This window comes from Streptococcus mitis (assembly GCF_003942775.1).
GTDB lineage: Bacteria > Bacillota > Bacilli > Lactobacillales > Streptococcaceae > Streptococcus > Streptococcus mitis_CN.
This window is the reverse complement of record NZ_RJNX01000005.1, coordinates 55,509-78,388: the sequence shown is the minus strand read 5'-3', so window position 1 is coordinate 78,388 and position 22,880 is coordinate 55,509. Positions and strand designations below refer to the sequence as shown.

Annotated in this window: 20 protein-coding genes and 1 pseudogene; 16 read left to right on the top strand and 5 right to left on the bottom strand. The window is 41.1% G+C overall.

Translation table 11 applies throughout. The features are described from left to right. Window positions 1-41: 41 nt before the first annotated feature. On the bottom strand, window positions 42-1,040 hold the full coding sequence (gene galE, locus D8848_RS07620; protein ID WP_125443397.1) for a UDP-glucose 4-epimerase GalE: 999 nt from the start codon (window positions 1,038-1,040) through the stop codon (window positions 42-44). A 294-nt stretch (window positions 1,041-1,334) separates the two neighbouring features. Between galE and pepA the strand changes: the two genes are divergently transcribed. Together pepA and D8848_RS07610 are read left to right on the top strand one after the other, a co-directional pair. Then, on the top strand, window positions 1,335-2,399 hold the full coding sequence (gene pepA / locus D8848_RS07615) for a glutamyl aminopeptidase (protein WP_125443396.1): 1,065 nt from the start codon (window positions 1,335-1,337) through the stop codon (window positions 2,397-2,399). A gap of 21 nt (window positions 2,400-2,420) precedes the next feature. Beyond that, complete coding sequence (locus D8848_RS07610) at window positions 2,421-2,717, top strand: bacteriocin immunity family protein (protein WP_125443395.1); 297 nt, start codon at window positions 2,421-2,423, stop codon at window positions 2,715-2,717. Between the two features lie 97 nt (window positions 2,718-2,814). Here the strand turns inward: D8848_RS07610 and D8848_RS07605 are convergent, their stop codons facing one another. Continuing rightward, a complete protein-coding gene (locus tag D8848_RS07605) occupies window positions 2,815-4,446 on the bottom strand; it encodes a Na/Pi cotransporter family protein (RefSeq protein ID WP_125443394.1) in 1,632 nt (543 codons plus the stop codon). Window positions 4,447-4,749: 303 nt separating this feature from the next. On the opposite strand from D8848_RS07605, the pseudogene D8848_RS11100 reads away from it, so the two are divergent. From D8848_RS11100 to dnaJ, 14 genes and pseudogenes are all read left to right on the top strand, one after another. Beyond that, a pseudogene (locus D8848_RS11100) lies at window positions 4,750-4,812 on the top strand (YSIRK-type signal peptide-containing protein); the annotation flags it as partial. A gap of 291 nt (window positions 4,813-5,103) precedes the next feature. Beyond that, a complete protein-coding gene (locus tag D8848_RS07600; protein WP_474104119.1) occupies window positions 5,104-10,023 on the top strand; it encodes an endo-beta-N-acetylglucosaminidase in 4,920 nt (1,639 codons plus the stop codon). Between the two features lie 89 nt (window positions 10,024-10,112). Next, window positions 10,113-11,309 carry a phosphoglycerate kinase gene (locus D8848_RS07595; protein ID WP_001096743.1) on the top strand — a complete coding sequence of 399 codons (1,197 nt, stop codon included), beginning with the start codon at window positions 10,113-10,115 and terminating at the stop codon, window positions 11,307-11,309. A gap of 135 nt (window positions 11,310-11,444) precedes the next feature. Next, entirely contained in the window at window positions 11,445-11,972 is a 528-nt protein-coding gene (locus tag D8848_RS07590) for an FUSC family protein (protein ID WP_000119915.1), read from the top strand. A gap of 76 nt (window positions 11,973-12,048) precedes the next feature. After that, window positions 12,049-12,405 carry a transcriptional repressor GlnR gene (gene glnR / locus D8848_RS07585; RefSeq protein ID WP_000659548.1) on the top strand — a complete coding sequence of 119 codons (357 nt, stop codon included), beginning with the start codon at window positions 12,049-12,051 and terminating at the stop codon, window positions 12,403-12,405. A gap of 36 nt (window positions 12,406-12,441) precedes the next feature. Then, on the top strand, window positions 12,442-13,788 hold the full coding sequence (gene glnA / locus D8848_RS07580) for a type I glutamate--ammonia ligase (RefSeq protein ID WP_001122886.1): 1,347 nt from the start codon (window positions 12,442-12,444) through the stop codon (window positions 13,786-13,788). Between the two features lie 113 nt (window positions 13,789-13,901). Next, window positions 13,902-14,222, top strand: a complete 321-nt coding sequence (locus D8848_RS07575) for a PadR family transcriptional regulator (protein WP_031233152.1) — start codon at window positions 13,902-13,904, stop codon at window positions 14,220-14,222. Further along, window positions 14,222-14,797 (top strand): DUF2812 domain-containing protein, encoded by a 576-nt coding sequence (locus D8848_RS07570; protein WP_125443392.1) that lies wholly within the window; start codon window positions 14,222-14,224, stop codon window positions 14,795-14,797. Before D8848_RS07575 ends, D8848_RS07570 begins: the two co-directional genes overlap by 1 nt. Window positions 14,798-14,831: 34 nt before the next feature. Next, entirely contained in the window at window positions 14,832-15,344 is a 513-nt protein-coding gene (locus D8848_RS07565; RefSeq protein ID WP_125393121.1) for a DUF2812 domain-containing protein, read from the top strand. A gap of 160 nt (window positions 15,345-15,504) precedes the next feature. Further along, the gene (gene hrcA / locus D8848_RS07560; protein WP_125443391.1) at window positions 15,505-16,539 is read left to right on the top strand and encodes a heat-inducible transcriptional repressor HrcA; all 1,035 of its coding nucleotides are present in this window, start codon (window positions 15,505-15,507) and stop codon (window positions 16,537-16,539) included. Between the two features lie 26 nt (window positions 16,540-16,565). Beyond that, entirely contained in the window at window positions 16,566-17,090 is a 525-nt protein-coding gene (gene grpE, locus D8848_RS07555; protein ID WP_000046038.1) for a nucleotide exchange factor GrpE, read from the top strand. 253 nt (window positions 17,091-17,343) lie between these two features. After that, window positions 17,344-19,167: a molecular chaperone DnaK gene (gene dnaK / locus D8848_RS07550; RefSeq protein ID WP_050251573.1), complete on the top strand. Its 1,824-nt coding sequence runs from the start codon at window positions 17,344-17,346 to the stop codon at window positions 19,165-19,167. A gap of 111 nt (window positions 19,168-19,278) precedes the next feature. After that, window positions 19,279-19,911, top strand: coding sequence for a DJ-1/PfpI family protein (locus tag D8848_RS07545; protein ID WP_125443390.1), 633 nt, complete (start codon window positions 19,279-19,281; stop codon window positions 19,909-19,911). 273 nt (window positions 19,912-20,184) lie between these two features. Further along, complete coding sequence (gene dnaJ, locus D8848_RS07540) at window positions 20,185-21,321, top strand: molecular chaperone DnaJ (RefSeq protein WP_060627133.1); 1,137 nt, start codon at window positions 20,185-20,187, stop codon at window positions 21,319-21,321. 76 nt (window positions 21,322-21,397) lie between these two features. On the opposite strand, the gene D8848_RS07535 is transcribed toward dnaJ, so the two are convergent. The 3 genes from D8848_RS07535 to D8848_RS07525 all read right to left on the bottom strand — a co-directional run bounded on the left by D8848_RS07535 (window position 21,398) and on the right by D8848_RS07525 (window position 22,830). Then, entirely contained in the window at window positions 21,398-22,051 is a 654-nt protein-coding gene (locus D8848_RS07535) for a hypothetical protein (protein ID WP_060627132.1), read from the bottom strand. A gap of 77 nt (window positions 22,052-22,128) precedes the next feature. After that, a complete protein-coding gene (locus D8848_RS07530) occupies window positions 22,129-22,410 on the bottom strand; it encodes a hypothetical protein (RefSeq protein WP_125443389.1) in 282 nt (93 codons plus the stop codon). A gap of 9 nt (window positions 22,411-22,419) precedes the next feature. Then, a complete protein-coding gene (locus tag D8848_RS07525) occupies window positions 22,420-22,830 on the bottom strand; it encodes an HIT family protein (RefSeq protein ID WP_023932568.1) in 411 nt (136 codons plus the stop codon). Between the last annotated feature and the right edge of the window lie 50 nt (window positions 22,831-22,880).

Below are 22,880 nucleotides of genomic sequence, written 5' to 3'. Positions count from 1 at the left end.
TAAAACAAGGAGAGAGTACCAGGACCTTCTCCTCTGTTCTCCTATTCTAAAATGTTTTTGCCTTCTTTAACACGCCAACGATAATCTGATAAAATAATATCTTCGAGGGAGTAGCTAGCCTTCCAATCAAGATATTTTTTAGCTTTTGATGCGTCTGCTAGGACGCTGGCTGGGTCACCAGCACGGCGAGCAACAATTTCGTGTGGTATTTTTTGATTCAGTAATTCTTCAGCAGTTTTAAAGATTTCTTTGACGGTATAGCCTTTTTCAGTTCCCAAGTTAAAGATTTGAGAAGAACTGTCTTCTTGAAATAGGTAGTTCATTCCTCTAACATGAGCCTGTGCAAGGTCCAAGACATGAATGTAATCCCGAATACATGAACCATCACGTGTATCGTAGTCATCTCCAAATATTTTTAGGCTATCATTTTGTCCCAATGCGGTCTTGTTGATATTGGGAATGATGTGAGTTGGATTTTTCACACGCAGGCCGTTTGAAGCATCCATTTCAGCCCCAGCTACATTAAAGTAACGGAAAATGACATATTTCCAATCGTAGCGATTGGCCATCCAGTAAATCATTCGTTCGCCCATCAATTTTGTCTCTGCATAAGGATTGACAGGGTCGAGCGGGGTATCTTCAGTCGCCGGCTTGTCAATACAGTTATTACCATAGAGGGAAGCAGTCGAAGAGAACATGATTTTTTGAATGCCAACTTCAGACAAGACTTTGAGAACTTGGTTCATACCAGCAACATTGGCAGTGAAGTATTTGCTTGGGTTTTCAATGCTTTCGCTCACAACAATTTCACCTGCACAATGAAGAACAGCATCAATCTGATTTTCTTCTAAGTAAGCTTTTAGGGCACTAGAATCATAAACATCTAGTTCCTTAAAGCTAGCACGACTATCCACAGCCGCTCGATTTCCTGTAGAGAGATTATCTAGAACATGTACCTGATAGCCAGCATTTAAAAGAGCTTTAACGGTATGGGAGCCAATGTAGCCAGCTCCACCTGTAACAAGAATTGTTTTGGTCATGATTTTTTCCTTTTCCTAGTTTTGTACTATTTTAAAGAAAGAAGAAAGTAAAGTCAACTATTTTCTGTAAATTTCATGAAAAAACTAAACAAATATAGCATTGAATTGTTTTTTGTTTGGGAATTCAGGGTTGGGTTAATCTTGGGATAGTTCTTAGATTTCATATCACATGCAAGAGGATACGATCTTTTTCTAAGGTACCGCAAGAATACGATACTAATTTAGAAATCCACCTTCCCGCTATCCTTCTCCTATAAAAAGTGGTAAAATGGATGAAAGAAAGAAGGAACTGAAATGACAACATTATTTTCAAAAATCAAAGAAGTAACAGAACTTGCTGCGATCTCAGGTCATGAAGCACCTGTCCGTGCTTATCTTCGTGAAAAGTTGACACCGCATGTGGATGAAGTGGTGACAGATGGCTTGGGTGGTATTTTCGGTATCAAACATTCAGCAGCTGCAGATGCACCGCGCGTCTTGGTTGCTTCTCACATGGATGAAGTTGGTTTTATGGTCAGCGAAATCAAGCCAGACGGTACCTTCCGTGTCGTAGAAATCGGTGGTTGGAATCCTATGGTGGTTAGTAGCCAACGTTTCAAACTCCTGACTCGTGACGGTCGTGAAATTCCTGTGATTTCAGGTTCTGTTCCGCCACATTTGACTCGTGGTAAGGGCGGACCAACCATGCCAGCCATTGCAGATATCGTCTTTGATGGTGGTTTTGCGGACAAGGTTGAGGCAGAAAGCTTTGGCATCCGTCCTGGCGACACCATCGTACCAGATAGTTCTGCAATCTTGACAGCTAATGAAAAAAATATCATTTCAAAAGCTTGGGACAATCGCTATGGAGTTCTCATGGTGAGCGAGTTAGCAGAAGCTCTGTCAGGTCAAAAACTTGGCAATGAACTCTATCTTGGCTCTAACGTCCAAGAAGAAGTTGGTCTCCGCGGTGCTCATACATCTACAACCAAGTTTGACCCAGAAGTCTTCCTAGCAGTTGATTGTTCCCCAGCAGGTGATGTTTATGGTGGCCAAGGAAAGATTGGAGATGGAACCTTGATTCGTTTCTACGATCCAGGTCACTTGCTTCTCCCAGGAATGAAGGATTTCCTTTTGACAACTGCTGAAGAAGCTGGAATCAAGTACCAATACTACTGTGGTAAAGGTGGAACAGACGCTGGCGCAGCTCATCTGAAAAATGGTGGTGTCCCATCTACAACAATCGGTGTTTGCGCTCGTTATATCCATTCTCACCAAACCCTCTATGCAATGGATGACTTCTTAGAAGCGCAAGCTTTCTTGCAAGCTTTGGTGAAAAAATTGGATCGTTCAACAGTTGACTTGATTAAAAATTATTAAACCATAAGGGAGGTGGTAGGGATGGTAGAACCAAACCTAGAAAGCCTTGTAAAAAATCTTTACAATCATGCTCGACATGATTTGAGTGAAGATTTAGTTGCTGCTCTCCTAGAGACTGCTAAAAAACTGCCTACTACAAATGAGCAATTGCTGGCAGTTCGTCTCTCGGGTCTAGTCAATCGTGAATTGCTCCTAAATCCCAAACATCCGGCACCTGAGTTGCTCAACTTAGCTCGCTTTATTAAAAGAGAAGAAGCTAAGTACAGAGGAACTGCGGCTTCTGCGATTATGTATGGGGAGCTCTTTAAAATGCTTTGATTCCATTGTGAATCAAAGCATTTTTCTATATGGTAGAAGAGTAATTCTTGATTAGGAGAAGAAAAAAGCCATCCTATTTAGGATAGCTTCTTGGTTTTTAGATTTGTTCAGCGATGACCTTTTCAGCTAGATTCATAGCGTGGTCAGATACACGAGTATAGTGGGAAATGATGTCGATAAAGTTGACCCCAGCTTGTGTTGAACACTCGCCCTTGTTGAGGCGCTTGATGTGGGTCTTTCTGAGAACACGTTCCATATTGTTGATTTCTTTATGGCGTTCAATCAGACTTTGAGCTTTTTCGATATCATTGTTTTCCACGCTATCAAGGGCATCCTTGATAAAGTCAGTGGTTTTTTGATAGATATCAGCTAATTCCTGCAAAGCAGCTTCAGAAAACTCAACATTTTTACGTTGAAGGTAGTCAGTCAGATTGATTAGGGCTTCTGCGTGGTCCCCAATCCGTTCCAAATCACGGGATGAATCCAGGATGTTGGTGAGCACTTCACTTTCTTTCTGGCTAAGAGCTTCACTGGAAAGAGTAATGAGGTAACGAGTCAATTTTTCATCAATGGTATTGATGGCTTCTTCTGTCTTGTGTCCTTTTTCAGCAACCTTTTCATTGAGGTCAATGATGTAGTTGTATGAAAGGTCAAAGGCTTTAGAAGCATAATTTCCCAAGTGAAGGAGTTCTTTTTTGGCATTTCCGAGAGCGATTGATGGTGCTTGTTTAATCAAATGCTCATCAAGATAAAGTGGCTCGTACTTGACAACCTCATCTTCACCAGGGATGAGCTTGGTTACAAAGTAGGCCAAGGCTCCGATGAATGGAAATTGGATAATAGTATTTGTGATATTAAAGGTTCCGTGGGCGAAGGCAATGGTCATTTCTGGAGCCAGATTGAGTGTAGATTCAAACCATTGAATCAAGCCAGTGAAAGGTACAAGGAAGACAATACAGATAACCGTACCAATCACGTTAAAGGCGACATGGGCACCAGCAACACGTTTGGCAGCGATATTGGCTCCAAGAGAAGCAATAATAGCTGTAATGGTCGTTCCGATATTATCACCAAACAAGACTGGTAGGGCACCTTGTAGATCAATCAAACCACTTGCGTAAAGATTCTGTAGGATACCGATAGTTGCGGAAGAAGCTTGAATGAGTAGGGTTAGTCCAGTTCCGACAAAGACACCTAGAATAGGACTCTTACTTAGTTCAACCATATAGTCTCTAAAGACTTGCAGGTCTTTTAGAGGTTCCATTGCACCGCTCATAAGATTGAGAGCGAAGAAGATACCACCTACACCAAAAATGATACGTCCGATGTTATTGATAGAGCGATTCTTGGTGAAGAAGAGACAAATCGCTCCGACGAAAAGCATTGGTAAGGCGTAATCTCCTAGCTTAAAACCGATGATAAAGGATGTAACGGTAGTTCCAATATTGGCACCCATGACAATACCGATAGCTTGACGCAAGGTCAAAAGTCCTGCGCTGACTAGCCCCACTGTAATGACTGTGACCCCAGAACTTGACTGAATTAGCGCCGTCATACCGATACCAACTAGCACACCGAAGAACGGATTGCTAGTGTACTTGTCAATGTAAAAACGAAGGCGATCTCCAGCAGCTTGTTGCAAACCGTCTCCCATGGTCTTGATACTATATAAGAATAGTCCCAGACCACCTAAAAAGTGAAATAAAATTTCCTGCCAATTAATGGACATTTCTTTTTCCTCCGAAAAATAATAACGGAATTTCTCCTATTCTATTTTAAAGGATAAAAGTAAATCTAACAAGTGTTAAGCTAAGATTTTAGAAAGAAAATTCGTTAGAATGGGCCTTAATTATATTAATTTTACCAATTTCTAACCTAGATATAGGTATTTCCTTTTATATATTGACATTTAAAAGAAATATTTTAAAATGAGGGAGGAATTATCTTGGTCCCTGTGATTGGGATAAAAATTTTACAAAGAAAGTTAAGCGCTTTCTTTTATGCAACAAAATCAATCTTTTAGGAGGAGAAAATGAAGAATCCATTTTTTGAAAGACGTTGTCGTTACAGTATTCGTAAGTTATCAGTAGGAGCCTGCTCGCTGATGATTGGGGCTGTTTTATTTGCTGGTCCAGCCTTGGCTGAAGAAACTGCAGTTCCTGAAAATAACGGAGCCAATACAGCGCTTGTTTCAGGAGAGAGTGAGCATCCAACTAATGAAGCTGACAAGCAGCATGAAGGAGAACATGCTAGAGAAAATAAGCCAGAAAAGGCAGAAGGAGTAGCGACAGCATCTGAAACTGCTTCGCCAGCAAGCAATGAAGCTGCAACTACTGAAACCGCAGAAGCAGCTAGCGCAGCTAAACCAGAGGAAAAAGCAAGTGAGGTGGCTGCAGAAACACCATCTGCAGAAGCAAACCCTAAGTCTGAAAAGGAAATAGAATCAAAGCCTGAAGCAACTAGCCAAGGGGATGAGTCTAAGCCAGCAGCAGAAGCTAATAAGACTGAAAAAGAAGTCCAGCCAGATGTCCCTAAAAATACAGAAAAAACATTAAAACCAAAGGAAATCAAATTTAATTCTTGGGAAGAATTGTTGAAATGGGAACCGGGTACGCGTGAGGATGATGCTATTAACCGCGGATCTGTTGCCCTCGCTTCACGTCGGACAGGTCATTTGGTCAATGAAAAAGCTAGCAAGGAAGCAAAAGTACAAGCCCTATCCAACACCAATTCTAAAGCAAAAGACCATGCTTCTGTTGGTGGAGAAGAGTTCAAAGCTTATGCTTTTGACTATTGGCAATATCTAGACTCAATGGTCTTCTGGGAAGGTCTCGTACCAACTCCTGACATTATTGATGCAGGTCACCGTAACGGGGTTCCTGTATATGGTACACTCTTCTTCAACTGGTCTAATAGTATTGCAGATCAAGAAAAATTCGCTGAAGCTTTGAAGCAAGACCCAGATGGTAGCTTCCCAATTGCCCGTAAATTGGTGGATATGGCCAAGTATTATGGCTATGATGGCTATTTCATCAACCAAGAAACAACTGGGGATTTGGTTGAACCTCTTGGAGAAAAGATGCGCCAGTTTATGCTCTATTCCAAGGAATATGCTGCTAAGGTAAACCATCCAATCAAGTATTCTTGGTACGATGCCATGACTTATAACTATGGACGTTACCACCAAGATGGTTTGGGAGAATACAACTACCAATTCATGCAACCTGAAGGAGATAAGGTTCCAGCAGATAACTTCTTTGCTAACTTTAACTGGGATAAGGCTAAAAATGATTACACCATTACAACTGCCAACTGGATTGGCCGTAATCCTTACGATGTATTTGCAGGATTGGAATTGCAACAGGGTGGTTCCTACAAGACCAAGGTCAAATGGAATGACATTTTAGATGAAAATGGGAAATTGCGCCTTTCTCTTGGTTTGTTCGCCCCAGATACCATTACAAGTTTAGGAAAAACTGGTGAAGATTATCATAAGAATGAAGATATCTTCTTTACAGGTTACCAAGGTGATCCTACTGGCCAAAAACCAGGTGATAAAGATTGGTATGGGATTGCTAACCTAGTTGCGGACCGTACGCCAGCAGTAGGTAATACTTTTACTACTTCTTTTAATACAGGTCATGGTAGAAAATGGTTCGTAGATGGTAAGGTTTCTAAGGATTCTGAGTGGAATTACCGTTCAGTTTCAGGTGTTCTTCCAACATGGCGCTGGTGGCAAAAATCAACTGGCGATAAGTTGAAAGCAAGTTATGATTTTGAAGATGCTTATAATGGTGGAACTTCTCTCAAATTTGCAGGGGATCTTTCAGGTGCGACCAAGCAAGATGTGAATTTGTACTCTACTCGCTTGAAGGTGACAGATACCACCAAATTGCATGTTGCCCACAAAGGAGGCAAAGGAACCAAGGTTTATGTAGAATTTGCAACCAAGAAAGATTATACCTACGGTGATGAAGTTGCCCGTAAAGAATTGACAGTTTCAGATAACTGGACTACCGATGATTTTGATTTAAGTGCCTTGGCAGGTAAAACAATCTACGGTATTAAACTCTATTTTGAAAATGATAAAGACTTAAAAGGTTATCAATTTAACCTGGGGCAATTGACCATCAGCAATAATCAAGATGCTCCTCAGGCACCAACCACAGTAGCTGTGGCCAAACAAGTCCTTAAAAATGCCCAAGAAGCGGAAGCAGTTGTACAATTTAAAGGCAACAAGGATGCAGATTTCTATGAAGTTTATGAAAAAGATGGAGACAGCTGGAAATTACTAACTGGCTCATCTTCTACAACTATTTATCTACCAAAAGTTAGCCGCTCAGCAAGTGCTCAAGGTACAACTCAAGAACTGAAGGTTGTAGCAGTCGGTAAAAATGGAGTTCGTTCAGAAGCTGCAACCACAACCTTTGATTGGGGCATGACTGTAAAAGATACCAGCCTACCTAAACCACTAGCTGAAAATATCGTTCCAGGTGCAACAGTTATTGATAGTACTTTCCCTAAGACTGAAGGTGGAGAAGGTATTGAAGGTATGTTGAATGGTACCATTACCAGTCTTTCAGACAAGTGGTCTTCTGGACAGTTAAGTGGTAGTGTGGATATTCGTTTGACCCAGCCACGTACAGTTGTTAGATGGGTGATGGACCATGCTGGAGCTGGTGGAGAATCTGTAAACGATGGTTTGATGAACACCAAAGACTTTGACCTCTATTATAAAGATGCGGATGGTCAATGGAAGTTGGCTAAGGAAGTTCGTGGCAATAAAGCTCATGTTACAGATATTACCCTTGATAAACCAATCACAGCTCAAGATTGGCGCTTGAATGTTGTCACTTCTGACAATGGAACTCCATGGAAGGCTATTCGTATCTATAACTGGAAAATGTATGAAAAGCTTGATACTGAGAGTGTCAATATTCCGATGGCCAAGGCTGCAGCCCGTTCTCTGGGCAATAACAAGGTACAAGTTGGCTTTGCGGATGTACCAGCTGGAGCAACCATTACCGTTTATGACAATCCAAATTCTCAAACTCCGCTTGCGACCTTGAAGAGCGAAGTTGGAGGTGACCTAGCAAGTTCACCATTGGATTTGACAAATCAATCTGGTCTTCTTTACTATCGTACCCAATTACCAGGTAAGGAAATTAGTAATGTCCTGGCTGTTTCCGTTCCAAAAGATGACAGAAGAATCAAGTCAGTCAGCCTAGAAACAGGACCTAAGAAAACAAGCTACGCCGAAGGGGAGGATTTAGACCTTAGAGGAGGTGTTCTTCGAGTTCAGTATGAAGGAGGAGCTGAGGACGAACTCATTCGCCTAACTCACGCAGGTGTATCAGTATCAGGTTTTGACACGCATCATAAGGGAGAACAAAATCTTACTTTACAATATTTGGGACAACCAGTAAATGCGAATTTGTCAGTGACTGTCACTAGCCAAGATGAAGCAAGTCCGAAAACTATTTTGGGAATTGAAGTAAGTCATGAACCGAAAAAAGATTATCTAGTTGGTGATAGTTTAGACTTGTCTGAAGGACGCTTTGCAGTAGCTTATAGCAATGACACCATGGAAGAACATTCCTTTACTGATGAGGGAGTTGAAATTTCTGGTTACGATGCTCAAAAGACTGGTCGTCAAACCTTGACGCTTCGTTACCAAGGTCATAAAGTCAACTTTGATGTTTTGGTATCTCCAAAAGCAGCATTGAACGATGAGTACCTTAAACAAAAATTAGCAGAGGTTGAAGCAGCTAAGAACAAGGTGGTCTATAACTTTGCTTCACCAGAAGTAAAAGAAGCCTTCTTGAAAGCAATTGAAGCGGCCGAACAAGTGTTGAAAGACCATGAAACTAGCACCCAAGATCAAGTCAATGACCGACTTAATAAATTGACAGAAGCTCACAAAGCTCTGAATGGTCAAGAGAAATTTAAGGAAGAAAAGACAGAACTCGATCGCTTAACAGGTGAGGCTCAAGAGCTCTTAGCTGCCAAACCAAACCATCCTTCAGGTTCTGCCCTAGCCCCACTTCTTGAAAAGAACAAGGCCTTGGTTGAAAAAGTAGATTTGAGTCCAAAAGAGCTTGCAACAGCGAAACAGAGTCTGAAAGATCTGGTTGCTTTATTGAAAGAAGACAAGCCAGCAGTCTTTTCTGATAGTAAAACAGGTGTTGAAGTACACTTCTCAAATAAAGAGAAGACTGTCATCAAGGGCTTGAAAGTAGAACGTGTTCAAGCAAGTGCTGAAGAGAAGAAATACTTTGCTGGAGAAGATGCTCATGTCTTTGAAATAGAAGGTCTAGATGAAAAAGGTCAAGACGTTGATCTCTCTTACGCTTCTATTGTGAAAATTCCAATTGAAAAAGATAAGAGAGTGAAGAAAGTCTTCTTCTTACCTGAAGGCAAAGAAGCAGTAGAGTTGGCTTTTGAACAAACAGATAGTCATGTCATCTTTACAGCACCACACTTTACACATTATGCCTTTGTTTATGAATCTGCTGAAAAACCACAACCTGCTAAACCAGTAGAAAAAGTTATTTCAAGCAAGGAACCAGCTGAAGGTGTCAAGAATTTGGTTGTGGATACTCCGAAACTAGAAGTTGAAGAGACAAGTATCGCCTTCGAACACCAAGAACGACCAAATCCAAATCTCCCAGTCGGTCAACGTCAACTTGTCCAAGCAGGAGTTGAGGGACACATTCGTCGCTTGATTGAAGTAGATAGCCAAGGTAATCGTACCCTTCGCTCTACCGAAGTTTTGAAAGAAGCAAGTCCTGAAATCGTGGAAGTAGGTACTGGTCTAATCCCTGCCAATCCAGCCCCACAAAACACATACCTTCCAAAACCTACTAATCAACCGGCTTCTGATCAACAAAAGGCTCCTAAATTGGAAGTTCAAGAGGAAAAGGTTGCCTTTGATCGTCAAGAGCATGAAAATGCTGAGATGCTAGTTGGGGAACAACGAGTCATCATACAGGGACGAGATGGTCTATTAAGACATGTCTTTGAAGTTGATGAAAACGGTCAGCGTCGCCTTCGTTCAACAGAAGTCATCCAAGAAGCGATTCCAGAAATTGTTGAAATTGGAACAAAAGTAAAAACTGAACCAGCAGTAGCGCCTACACAAGAAAAACCAGCCCAAAATACAGCAGTTAAGTCAGAAGAAGCAGGCAAACAATTGCCAAATACAGGAACTGCTGATGCCAATGAAGCCCTAATAGCAGGATTGGCCAGCCTTGGTCTTGCTAGTTTAGCCTTGACATTGAAACAGAAAAAAGAAGATGAAGATTAAATATCGAAAAATCTTGTGAAATCTTTCCTTATATTTCCAAAGTGTGATATAATAGTTTCGAATAAAATAATTAAAGGGGTTTTTGTAACATGGCAAAACTTACTGTTAAAGACGTTGACTTGAAAGGTAAAAAAGTCCTCGTTCGTGTTGACTTCAACGTACCATTGAAAGATGGCGTAATCACTAACGACAACCGTATCACAGCAGCTCTTCCAACTATTAAGTACATCATCGAACAAGGTGGACGTGCAATTCTTTTCTCTCACCTTGGACGTGTGAAAGAAGAAGCTGATAAAGCTGGTAAATCACTTGCTCCTGTAGCAGCAGACTTGGCAGCAAAACTTGGCCAAGACGTTGTTTTCCCAGGTGTTACTCGTGGTGCTGAATTGGAAGCAGCTATCAACGCTCTTGAAGATGGACAAGTTCTTTTGGTTGAAAACACTCGTTACGAAGATGTTGACGGCAAAAAAGAATCTAAAAACGATCCTGAACTTGGTAAATACTGGGCATCACTTGGAGATGGTATTTTCGTAAACGATGCATTCGGTACAGCTCACCGTGCACACGCATCTAACGTTGGTATCTCAGCAAACGTTGAAAAAGCAGTTGCTGGTTTCCTTCTTGAAAACGAAATTGCCTACATCCAAGAAGCAGTTGAAACTCCAGAACGTCCATTCGTGGCTATCCTTGGTGGTTCAAAAGTTTCAGACAAGATCGGTGTTATCGAAAACTTGCTTGAAAAAGCTGATAAAGTCCTTATCGGTGGTGGTATGACTTACACATTCTACAAAGCACAAGGTATCGAAATCGGTAACTCACTTGTAGAAGAAGACAAATTGGATGTTGCGAAAGCTCTTCTTGAAAAAGCAAACGGTAAATTGATCTTGCCAGTTGACTCAAAAGAAGCTAACGCATTTGCTGGTTACACTGAAGTGCGTGACACTGAAGGTGAAGCAGTTTCTGAAGGCTTCCTTGGTCTTGACATCGGTCCAAAATCTATCGCTAAATTTGACGAAGCTTTGACTGGTGCGAAAACAGTTGTATGGAACGGACCTATGGGTGTATTTGAAAACCCAGACTTCCAAGCTGGAACAATCGGTGTGATGGACGCTATCGTGAAACAACCAGGAGTTAAATCAATCATTGGTGGTGGTGACTCAGCTGCTGCAGCGATCAACCTTGGACGTGCAGATAAATTCTCATGGATCTCTACTGGTGGTGGAGCATCAATGGAACTTCTTGAAGGTAAAGTTCTTCCAGGACTTGCAGCCTTGACAGAAAAATAAGATTTTATAAATAAATCAAAGAAGAGAGGGATGAAAGTTCCTCTTTTCTTTTGCTTAAAATAAAAACGCTTCCTCTCAACTATTCATAATAAAATCAGCAGATTTATGATAAAATGGAAATAGAAAGTTGAGATTATGAGTTATTTTAAAAAATATAAATTCGATAAATCCCAGTTCAAACTTGGTATGCGAACCTTTAAAACAGGTATTGCTGTTTTTCTAGTTCTCTTGATTTTTGGCTTTTTTGGCTGGAAAGGTCTTCAAATCGGTGCTTTGACAGCCGTTTTTAGCCTGAGGGAGAGTTTTGATAAGAGTGTCCATTTTGGGACTTCGCGTATTCTAGGAAATAGTATCGGTGGTCTCTATGCCCTAGTCTTCTTCCTATTAAATACCTTTTTCCACGAAGCCTTTTGGGTAACCTTGGTTGTTGTTCCGATTTGTACCATGTTAACCATTATGACAAATGTAGCCATGAATAACAAAGCAGGGGTTATTGGTGGTGTAGCAGCTATGTTAATCATTACCCTATCGATCCCGAGTGGAGAGACAATTTTGTACGTATTTGCGCGTGTATCAGAAACTTTCATGGGAGTTTTTGTCGCAATTCTCGTAAATTACGATATTGATCGTATTCGGCTCTTTTTAGAGAAAAAAGAAAAATAATGTTACATTTTATAACATTATCAATTGACGTTTGTCTTTTTTTAGACTATAATAGACAGAAAGAAGGAAATTGTAAATGAAGGAAAAAGAATTTCGCCGAAATATGGCTGTTTTTCCTATCGGCAGTGTTATGAAGTTGACCGATCTATCGGCGCGTCAGATTCGTTATTATGAAGATCAAGAGTTGATTAAGCCTGATCGAAACGAAGGGAACCGTCGCATGTATTCCTTGAATGACATGGATCGTCTGCTTGAAATCAAAGATTATATCTCTGAAGGTTATAATATCGCTGCTATTAAGAAAAAATATGCTGAACGTGAAGCGAAATCCAAGAAAGCGGTGAGTCAGACTGAGGTGCGTCGTGCACTTCACAATGAACTCCTCCAACAGGGTCGCTTTGCTTCGGTACGATCACCTTTTGGTCGCGGTTAGCCAACCGCAAGTAGTCATACATTAAGGAGAAAACTCATGCCAATCACAGCTGCAGATATTCGTCGTGAAGTCAAGGAAAAAAATGTTACCTTTATCCGTCTCATGTTCTCAGATATTTTAGGAACCATGAAAAACGTCGAAATTCCTGCTACAGATGAACAGTTAGATAAAGTCTTGTCAAACAAGGCTATGTTTGATGGATCTTCTATTGAAGGTTTTGTACGTATCAATGAGTCGGATATGTACTTGTACCCTGACTTGGATACATGGACAGTCTTCCCGTGGGGAGATGAAAATGGAAGTGTTGCAGGTTTGATCTGTGATGTCTATACAACAGAAGGTGAGCCATTTGCAGGTGACCCTCGTGGCAATTTGAAACGTGCTCTTCGTCACATGGAAGAAGTGGGATTCAAATCCTTTAATCTTGGACCAGAGCCAGAATTCTTCCTATTTAAGTTGGATGAAAATGGAGACCCAACACTTGAAGTGAATGACAAGGGAGGCTACTTTGATTTGGCGCCTACTGACCTTGCTGACAATACACGTCGTGAGATTGTCAATGTCTTAACCAAAATGGGATTTGAAGTAGAAGCCAGTCACCACGAGGTTGCGGTTGGACAGCATGAAATTGACTTCAAGTACGATGAAGTTCTCCGTGCTTGTGATAAGATTCAAATCTTTAAACTTGTTGTTAAAACCATTGCTCGCAAACATGGACTTTACGCAACCTTTATGGCAAAACCAAAATTTGGTATTGCTGGCTCAGGTATGCACTGTAATATGTCCCTGTTTGATGCAGAAGGAAACAATGCCTTCTTTGATCCAAATGATCCAAAAGGAATGCAGTTGTCAGAGACTGCCTACCATTTCCTTGGCGGTTTGATCAAGCATGCCTACAACTATACTGCTATCATGAATCCAACGGTTAACTCATACAAACGTTTGGTTCCAGGTTATGAAGCCCCTGTTTACATTGCTTGGGCTGGTCGTAACCGTTCGCCACTTGTGCGTGTGCCTGCTTCACGTGGTATGGGAACTCGTCTTGAGTTGCGTTCAGTGGATCCAATGGCGAACCCTTACATCGCTATGGCTGTTCTTTTGGAAGTTGGTTTGCATGGTATTGAAAATAAAATCGAAGCACCAGCTCCTATCGAAGAAAATATCTACATCATGACAGCAGAAGAGCGCAAGGAAGCTGGTATTACAGACCTTCCATCAACTCTTCACAACGCTTTGAAAGCTCTGACTGAAGATGAGGTTGTCAGAGCGGCTCTTGGAGAACATATCTATACTAGTTTCCTTGAAGCCAAACGAATCGAATGGGCAAGTTATGCAACCTTCGTTTCACAATGGGAAATTGATAACTATTTAGACCTTTACTAATATAGAAGAAAGATTGCCTGAGGGTGGTCTTTTTTCTTGTGTTTTATATCGAGATGTGATATATTTTATATAACGAGGTGCGATATATCGAACTGAATAGGAGGTGGTTATAAATGGAATTAACGGATAAGATTCGTCGAGTTTATCTTCCGATGACGGAAACGGGTTTTTATATCTTGTTCTGTCTGCAAAAGGAAGGTCATGGGTACAGTATTACGCAAAAGGTCAAGGAGATGACAGATTTGCAAGTTTCGATTAGTCCTGGAACTATGTATGGAACCTTGTCAAAGATGGAAAAGGATGGTTTGATTTCCTTTGTCCGCGAAGAGGAAAAACGGAAAATCTATCAGATTACAGACTTGGGACGCAAAGTCTTAGATATTGAATTGAAGCGTATTGAACGGCTCTATAGAAACAGTCGGGAGGAAGGATGATGGAAAAGAAAATTGTTTATCGAATTTTTACAATTGCGGATTATGAGAGGGAGGCTCTATACTTTAGAGAAATGCATGCTAAGGGCTGGAAACTTAGGAAAGTAAGCTATTCTATCTTATTGTTTGCAGTTAAGTATACCTTTGAAAAGTGTCACCCTGAGCAAGTGTCTTATCAGTTGGACTTTTACCCAATGGAAAAATCAGAGAGAGCTTCCTATTTACAACTGTTTAAAGACTGTGGCTGGGAGCATATTACAGACTTTAATAGTTTTTCCTATTTTAGAAAAGTACATTCTGAAATTGAATCGGATGCAGAGTTTGAAATTTATAATGACGCGGCCGGGAAGTTAGCTATGGTTAATCGCATTTTAAGACTGCGATTAGTACCTGTTTTACTTTTGCTAGCCATACATATACCATTCTTACTTAAGTTGCTCAATAAAAGTAATGCGTATGGTCTATGGAGTTTATTTGCAGTCGGGCTAGATATTTTCTTATCTTTGATCCTTTTGTTAATAGTTTCTTATATTGGCTGGAAGTTATGGCATAAAAAGAAGAAATTATCAGATTTATGATAGGGTAGGTATGCTCAAAATTGGAGGGAAAGTCATGATAAATAAAAAGCAATTTCGGATTTTCACCATTGTTGATTTGGACAAGGAAGAAGAATATTTACATGAGATGCATTTGAAAGGTTGGAGCTATAGAACGAGTCGTTTTGGTTTGTTCTATTTTGACAAATGTCAGCCAGACGATATCATCTACCGTATCTATGATTCTAGGTTTCTTAAAAAGCATAAGCATGAACTGCAAGATTTTAGAGATAGCGGTTGGGAATTGATAGGAGCTGGTTTTTGTTCGATTCTTCGTAAATCGTCTTCTGATTTACTTCCAGAGGATCAAGTCTATATGAGTAAGGGGCTCAGATGGGAAGTTATGCGATATAGACTTCGTTCCTGTACAGCGACTTTCTTAGGTGGTCTTGTTGTTTGTATGAGTTCGTTTAGAGAAGATCTTTCCATGTCTTTCTTTATTATTTTTGTTTTATATGCTTTTCTGATTTCTTATCTAATCCATGGTTTTTTCAGACTTAAAAGGAAATACCAAGTAGATGGAAGGTAGGGTTCTAGGTCTTCAGACTGATTTTTAGCACTCTTGGTAAAAGAGTGCTAATTTTTTGAGTTTTTGTCTTGACTTTCTCTTCTAAGGGTGTATAATAGAATCATAAGTTAGCACTTGAGCGTATCGAGTGCTAATCGATCAGACAGAGAGGAGTGATGAGGTGGTTACAGAGCGTCAGCAGGATATTTTAAATCTGATTATTGACATCTTTACCAAAACGCACGAACCTGTCGGATCCAAAGCCTTGCAAGAGTCTATTAACTCTAGCAGTGCAACCATTCGTAATGACATGGCGGCTCTAGAAAAGCAAGGTTTGCTTGAGAAGGCTCATACTTCAAGTGGTCGGATGCCAAGTGTTGCTGGTTTTCAGTACTATGTGAAATACTCACTGGATTTTGACCGACTGGCTGAAAATGAGGTTTACGAGATTGTCAAAGCCTTTGATCAGGAATTTTTCAAATTGGAGGATATTCTGCAAGAGGCTGCTAATCTACTGACAGACTTGAGTGGCTGTACGGTAGTAGCACTGGATGTTGAGCCGAGCAGGCAACGGTTGACAGCCTTTGATATCGTTGTTTTGGGGCAACATACGGCCTTGGCGGTATTCACCCTAGACGAGTCTCGAACGGTTACCAGTCAGTTTCTGATTCCAAGGAACTTTTTGCAGGAGGATTTGCTGAAACTGAAGAGCATCATTCAGGAACGTTTCTTCGGCCACACCGTTCTAGATATTCACTACAAGATTCGGACGGAGATTCCGCAGATTATCCAGCGTTACTTCACAACAACGGATAATGTGATTGATCTCTTTGAGCATATCTTTAAGGAAATGTTCAACGAAAACATTGTGGTGGCGGGCAAGGTTAATCTCTTGAATTTTGCCAATCTAGCAGCCTATCAGTTCTTTGACCAACCGCAGAAGGTGGCTCTGGAGATTCGTGAGGGGTTGCGTGAAGATCAGATGCAAAACGTCCGTGTTGCAGACAGTCAAGAGTCCTGTCTAGCTGACCTAGCGGTGATTAGTAGCAAGTTCCTCATTCCTTATCGGGGAGTTGGAATTCTAGCCATTATCGGTCCAGTTAATCTGGATTACCAGCAGCTAATCAATCAGGTCAATGTGGTCAACCGTGTTTTGACCATGAAGTTGACAGATTTTTACCGCTACCTCAGCAGTAATCATTATGAAGTACATTAAGATTGAAATCATTAAAGGAGGCGAAAATGGCCCAAGATATAAAAAATGAAGAAGTAGAAGAAGTCCAAGAAGAGGAAGTTGTGGAAACGGTAGAAGAAACAACTCCTGAGAAGTCTGAATTGGACTTGGCAAATGAACGTGCAGATGAATTTGAAAACAAATACCTTCGCGCTCATGCAGAAATGCAAAATATCCAACGCCGTGCCAATGAAGAGCGTCAAAACTTGCAACGTTATCGTAGCCAGGACTTGGCAAAAGCGATTCTTCCTTCTTTGGATAACCTTGAGCGTGCACTTGCAGTTGAAGGTTTGACAGATGATGTGAAGAAGGGCTTGGAAATGGTGCAAGAAAGCTTGATTCATGCTTTGAAAGAAGAAGGAATCGAAGAAATCGCAGCTGACGGTGAATTTGACCATAACTACCATATGGCTATCCAAACTCTCCCAGCAGACGATGAACACCCAGCAGATACCATCGCCCAAGTCTTCCAAAAAGGGTACAAACTCCATGACCGCATCCTACGCCCAGCAATGGTAGTGGTTTATAACTAGGCTAGATAGCTTAAAAAAACTTGTCCGAAACGACAATAAACTATGAAGAAAGATAAAATATATTTGGCTTTGCAATAGTGAGCGAAGCGAACCAAAGACGATACTCTTCGCCGTGGCGCTATTTGCGCAAACTTTGAGACCTTAGGCTCAAAGTTTAGTCAAAGAGATTGACGAAGTCAAGCTCTGACGGCGCCGCCACTTAAGAAGAGTATCAAAAAGAAAAATAGAATATAAAATTTAAGGAGAAAAACACATGTCTAAAATTATCGGTATTGACTTAGGTACAACAAACTCAGCAGTTGCAGTTCTTGAAGGAACTGAAAGCAAAATCATCGCAAACCCAGAAGGAAACCGCACAACTCCATCTGTAGTCTCATTCAAAAACGGAGAAATCATCGTTGGGGATGCTGCGAAACGTCAAGCAGTTACCAACCCAGATACAGTCATCTCTATCAAATCTAAAATGGGAACTTCTGAAAAAGTTTCTGCTAACGGAAAAGAATACACTCCACAAGAAATCTCAGCTATGATTCTTCAATATTTGAAAGGCTACGCTGAAGACTACCTTGGTGAAAAAGTAACTAAAGCAGTTATCACAGTTCCAGCTTACTTCAACGATGCTCAACGTCAAGCGACAAAAGACGCTGGTAAAATCGCTGGTCTTGAAGTAGAACGTATCGTCAACGAACCAACTGCAGCCGCTCTTGCTTACGGTTTGGACAAGACTGACAAAGAAGAAAAAATCTTGGTATTTGACCTTGGTGGTGGTACATTCGACGTCTCTATCCTTGAATTGGGTGACGGTGTCTTCGATGTATTGTCAACTGCAGGGGACAACAAACTTGGTGGTGATGACTTTGACCAAAAAATCATCGACCACTTGGTAGCAGAATTCAAAAAAGAAAACGGTATTGACTTGTCTACTGACAAGATGGCAATGCAACGTTTGAAAGATGCTGCTGAAAAAGCGAAGAAAGACCTTTCTGGTGTGACTTCAACTCAAATCAGCTTGCCATTTATCACAGCAGGTGAGGCTGGACCTCTTCACTTGGAAATGACTTTGACTCGTGCGAAATTTGACGATTTGACTCGTGACCTTGTAGAACGTACAAAAGTTCCAGTTCGTCAAGCCCTTTCAGATGCAGGTTTGAGCTTGTCAGAAATCGATGAAGTTATCCTTGTTGGTGGTTCAACTCGTATCCCAGCCGTTGTCGAAGCTGTTAAGGCTGAAACTGGGAAAGAACCAAACAAATCAGTAAACCCTGATGAAGTTGTTGCCATGGGTGCTGCAATCCAAGGTGGTGTCATTACTGGTGATGTTAAAGACGTTGTCCTTCTTGATGTAACCCCATTGTCACTTGGTATCGAAACAATGGGTGGTGTCTTCACAAAACTCATCGACCGTAACACAACAATTCCAACATCTAAATCACAAGTCTTCTCAACTGCGGCAGACAACCAACCAGCCGTTGATATCCACGTTCTTCAAGGTGAACGCCCAATGGCAGCAGATAACAAGACTCTTGGACGCTTCCAATTGACAGATATCCCAGCTGCACCTCGTGGTATTCCTCAAATTGAAGTAACATTTGACATCGACAAGAACGGTATCGTGTCTGTTAAGGCCAAAGACCTTGGAACTCAAAAAGAACAAACTATTGTGATCCAATCTAACTCAGGTTTGACTGATGAAGAAATCGACCGCATGATGAAAGATGCAGAAGCAAACGCTGAAGCAGATAAGAAACGTAAAGAAGAAGTTGACCTTCGTAATGAAGTAGACCAAGCTATCTTCGCAACTGAAAAGACTATCAAGGAAACTGAAGGAAAAGGTTTCGACGCAGAACGTGACGCTGCCCAAGTTGCCCTTGATGACCTTAAGAAAGCGCAAGAAGACAACAACTTGGACGACATGAAAGCAAAACTTGAAGCATTGAACGAAAAAGCTCAAGGACTTGCTGTTAAACTTTACGAACAAGCCGCAGCAGCCCAACAAGCTCAAGCAGGAGCAGAAGGTGCACAAGCAACAGGAAACGCAGGTGATGACGTCGTAGACGGAGAGTTTACGGAGAAATAAAATAGTCCAGTGGACTATTTTATCCCGAGCTTGAAAATCAGGCGAGTATAAGAAGAAATCCAGAGGTTGCAACCCAGCCTCTGTTTTTCGATAAGATAGAGGATGTTACGTATGAAAAAAGTACTTTGTGTCATTTATCCTAATTTTTCTCTTTATGAGATAAGCGCTTTAACGAGTACTTTAGCTCTGTCTTTTGATATCACGATTGATTATGTAGCTTCTGAGAATTCGATGGTGGTCTCTGAGGATGGTTTGCCCTGTCAACCGACGAAAACATTGAATCAAATCCGTATAGAAGAGTATTCTTGTGTGATTTTGCCAGGAATGGTAAATATAGGTCCTGCTCTACAAGATGAGAAATTGATCTCGTTTTTGAGAAGTCTTAATGAGCAAGATATCCTAATTGCAGCTATTTCTTCAGCGCCCCTTTTATTGGCGAAAGCAGGCTTGTTGAACGACACGAAATTTACAGGTGGAATTTGGCAAAACTTCTTTGACTATTTTGAATTTCTTCCATGTGAGAATTTTCAACCGAAAGTTCTTGTCCAAGATAAACAAATCATTACGGCTATTGGTTTTGCACATCAAGAGTTTGCAAGAAAAGTGATTTTCGGTTTAGGGTTGGCAGAGAATACGGATAATTATTTTAAAGAACAGAACGAGTATGCTGAAGAGGATTTGATATTTACTCTATCAGATGAAGAGTTTAATCAAGTGAAGCAGAGTATAGAAAACAGCCTCTAAAGATTTACATGAAAATTATAGAAAGGAACAAAGGTGTTCAGGGAATTGAACACGGGTTCCCAAATTTCTTACTCAATATAAAAGAAAGGAATTGACCCCGACCTAAATGGTGGTTTCGTTCCGCAACAATAACAGAAAGGAATAAGGGTGTTCAGGGAATTGAACACGGGCTACGGACTGTGCCAAAAAGATAGTTTTTTCTAGGACGCAAGCGTCCGTCGTCAAAAAACCTATTTTGGCTGTGTCCGTTTGACGCCCTTTGTATCTTGAATTATGAACAATACTGAATTTTATGATCGTCTGGGGGTGTCAAAAAACGCTTCGGCAGACGAGATCAAAAAGGCTTATCGTAAGCTTTCAAAGAAATACCACCCAGATATCAACAAGGAGCCTGGTGCTGAGGAAAAATACAAGGAAGTTCAGGAAGCCTATGAGACTTTGAGTGACGACCAAAAACGGGCTGCCTATGACCAATACGGTGCTGCTGGAGCCAACGGTGGTTTTGGTGGAGCTGGTGGTTTCGGCGGTTTCGATGGGGCAGGAGGCTTCGGTGGTTTTGAAGATATCTTCTCAAGTTTCTTCGGCGGAGGCGGTGCTTCACGCAATCCAAATGCTCCTCGTCAGGGGGATGACCTCCAATACCGTGTGAATTTGACCTTTGAAGAAGCTATTTTTGGAGCTGAAAAAGAGGTTAAGTACAATCGTGAAGCAAGCTGTAGTACATGTAATGGCTCAGGTGCTAAGCCAGGAACAAGTCCAGTCACTTGTGGACGCTGTCATGGCGCTGGTGTTATTAACGTCGATACGCAGACTCCGCTTGGTATGATGCGTCGCCAAGTAACCTGTGATGTCTGTCATGGTCGCGGAAAAGAAATCAAAGATCCATGTACAACTTGTCACGGAACAGGTCATGAAAAACAAGCTCATAGCGTACATGTGAAAATCCCTGCTGGTGTGGAAACTGGTCAACAAATTCGCCTAGCTGGTCAGGGTGAAGCAGGCTTTAACGGTGGACCATACGGTGACTTGTATGTAGTAGTTTCTGTGGAAGCCAGCGATAAGTTTGAACGTGAAGGAACGACTATCTTCTACAGTCTCAACCTCAACTTTGTCCAAGCAGCTCTTGGTGACACAGTAGATATCCCAACTGTTCACGGTGATGTTGAATTGGTTATCCCAGAGGGAACTCAGACTGGTAAGAAATTCCGCCTACGTGGCAAGGGAGCACCGAGCCTCCGTGGCGGTGCAGTTGGTGACCAATACGTTACCGTTAATGTCGTAACACCGACAGGCTTGAACGAACGCCAAAAAGCAGCGCTTAAAGAATTCGCAGCTGCTGGTGATTTAAAAGTCAATCCAAAGAAAAAAGGCTTCTTTGACCATATTAAAGATGCCTTTGAAGGAGAATAAACAAAAAGAGCCGTCGAGCTCTTTTTGTCTTGTCTTTGAAGATTTAGCGTCGAAAAATCATTTTCCAGTTAGCCTATTATTTATACTTTTGCTTGAGCAAGCCAGCTGCATCCATATCTTGGATGAGTTGCTTGATTTCCGCTTCTTTACCAGGCTTAATAGTAACGGTATCAATATGGTTGATTGCAGAGTTATCCTGAATATCCACTAAAGTCAAGGCTTTTTCATAGAAAGCAATTCCCTTTTTTAGACTTTCCTGATCCTTCCAATATAGAACTGAGTAATCAGGATTTGGTTTCTTTCTGATTTCTTGTAAATAATTCCTACTTTCCTTCTCTAAAAATTGCAATAAACCATGATTGAACAAGTTATCCCCTACTTTATAGTAGGAGATATCTCCTGTCAGTACGACATAGACTTCGAGTTGGTTTTTGGTGAGTTTTGGACTTTCTTTTAAGACAGGGTGACTATTGATGACCTCATCTGAGAAAGTAACATAAAAAATTAAGCCCCCACCTTCGTATTTATATCTTCCATTTGATTTTACTTTCTTAGGAGGCATGTCAAGAGAGGTAAAGATTTGTTTTAAGTCTTCGTTCCCTTTTCGGATGTCACTCGGTGAGGCTCTGAAAGTAAAGAATAGTAGTAGAAATGCTAGGGCGGCAAGAAGGGTAAGGCAACCACAAGGGATCAGGATGATCTTAGCCAGATCTTTTAAGAAGTTTTTCATGATTATTCCCTTTCTATTCTGTTAGGATCTAGTAATCCCAAATGTAGCTAAGGGGATTCCAGTAAAGTTGGAGACTTTCATTTCCTTGCTTTTTCTTCTTGGAGAAGCGCCATTCGAGTCTGGATATCTTTTTCCAAGACTTTAAATTTGTAAGTCAGGTCTTCTTGATATTCCTTGATGAGTTCTTTTTGCTGGTCAATGATTTGTAGGCTGTTTTGGATAATATCCACATCGTCCTTGATTGCTTGAACGCGGTCAGTGGTATTCAAGACTTCATCTGTGATGGTTTGGCGATTTTTTGTGATCAGATAACTTCCAGCTGCAGCTCCTGCAAATAGCAGTAGATTAGATAATTTCATAGCAACTCCTTAGGCATTTTTGATGGTTTCAGCGATTTGAGCGAGTTTGTCAAAGTCTGGTTCGTGGGCGATAAAATCAATCTTGAGGTCATCGTCCGCACTGTAGCGAGGTACGAGGTGAACGTGGGTATGAAAGACGGTTTGCCCTGCGATTTCTTCACAGTTAGCAATGATATTCATACCAGCAGCCTTGGTAGCTTTCATGACTTTTTGAGCTACTTTTGGTACTTGGGCAAAGAGTTGGCTGGCGCTAGTAGCATCCATTTCCAAAAGATTGCGATAGTGTTCTTTTGGCACGACCAAGGTGTGTCCTGGAGTCACTTGAGAGATATCAAGAAAGGCAAGAACCTGCTCATCTTCATATACTTTTGAAGCAGGAATTTCCCCTGCGATGATTTTACAAAAAATGCAATCTGACATAAAATCTACCTCTACTGTATTGAATTTTGATATAATATAGCTACATTATA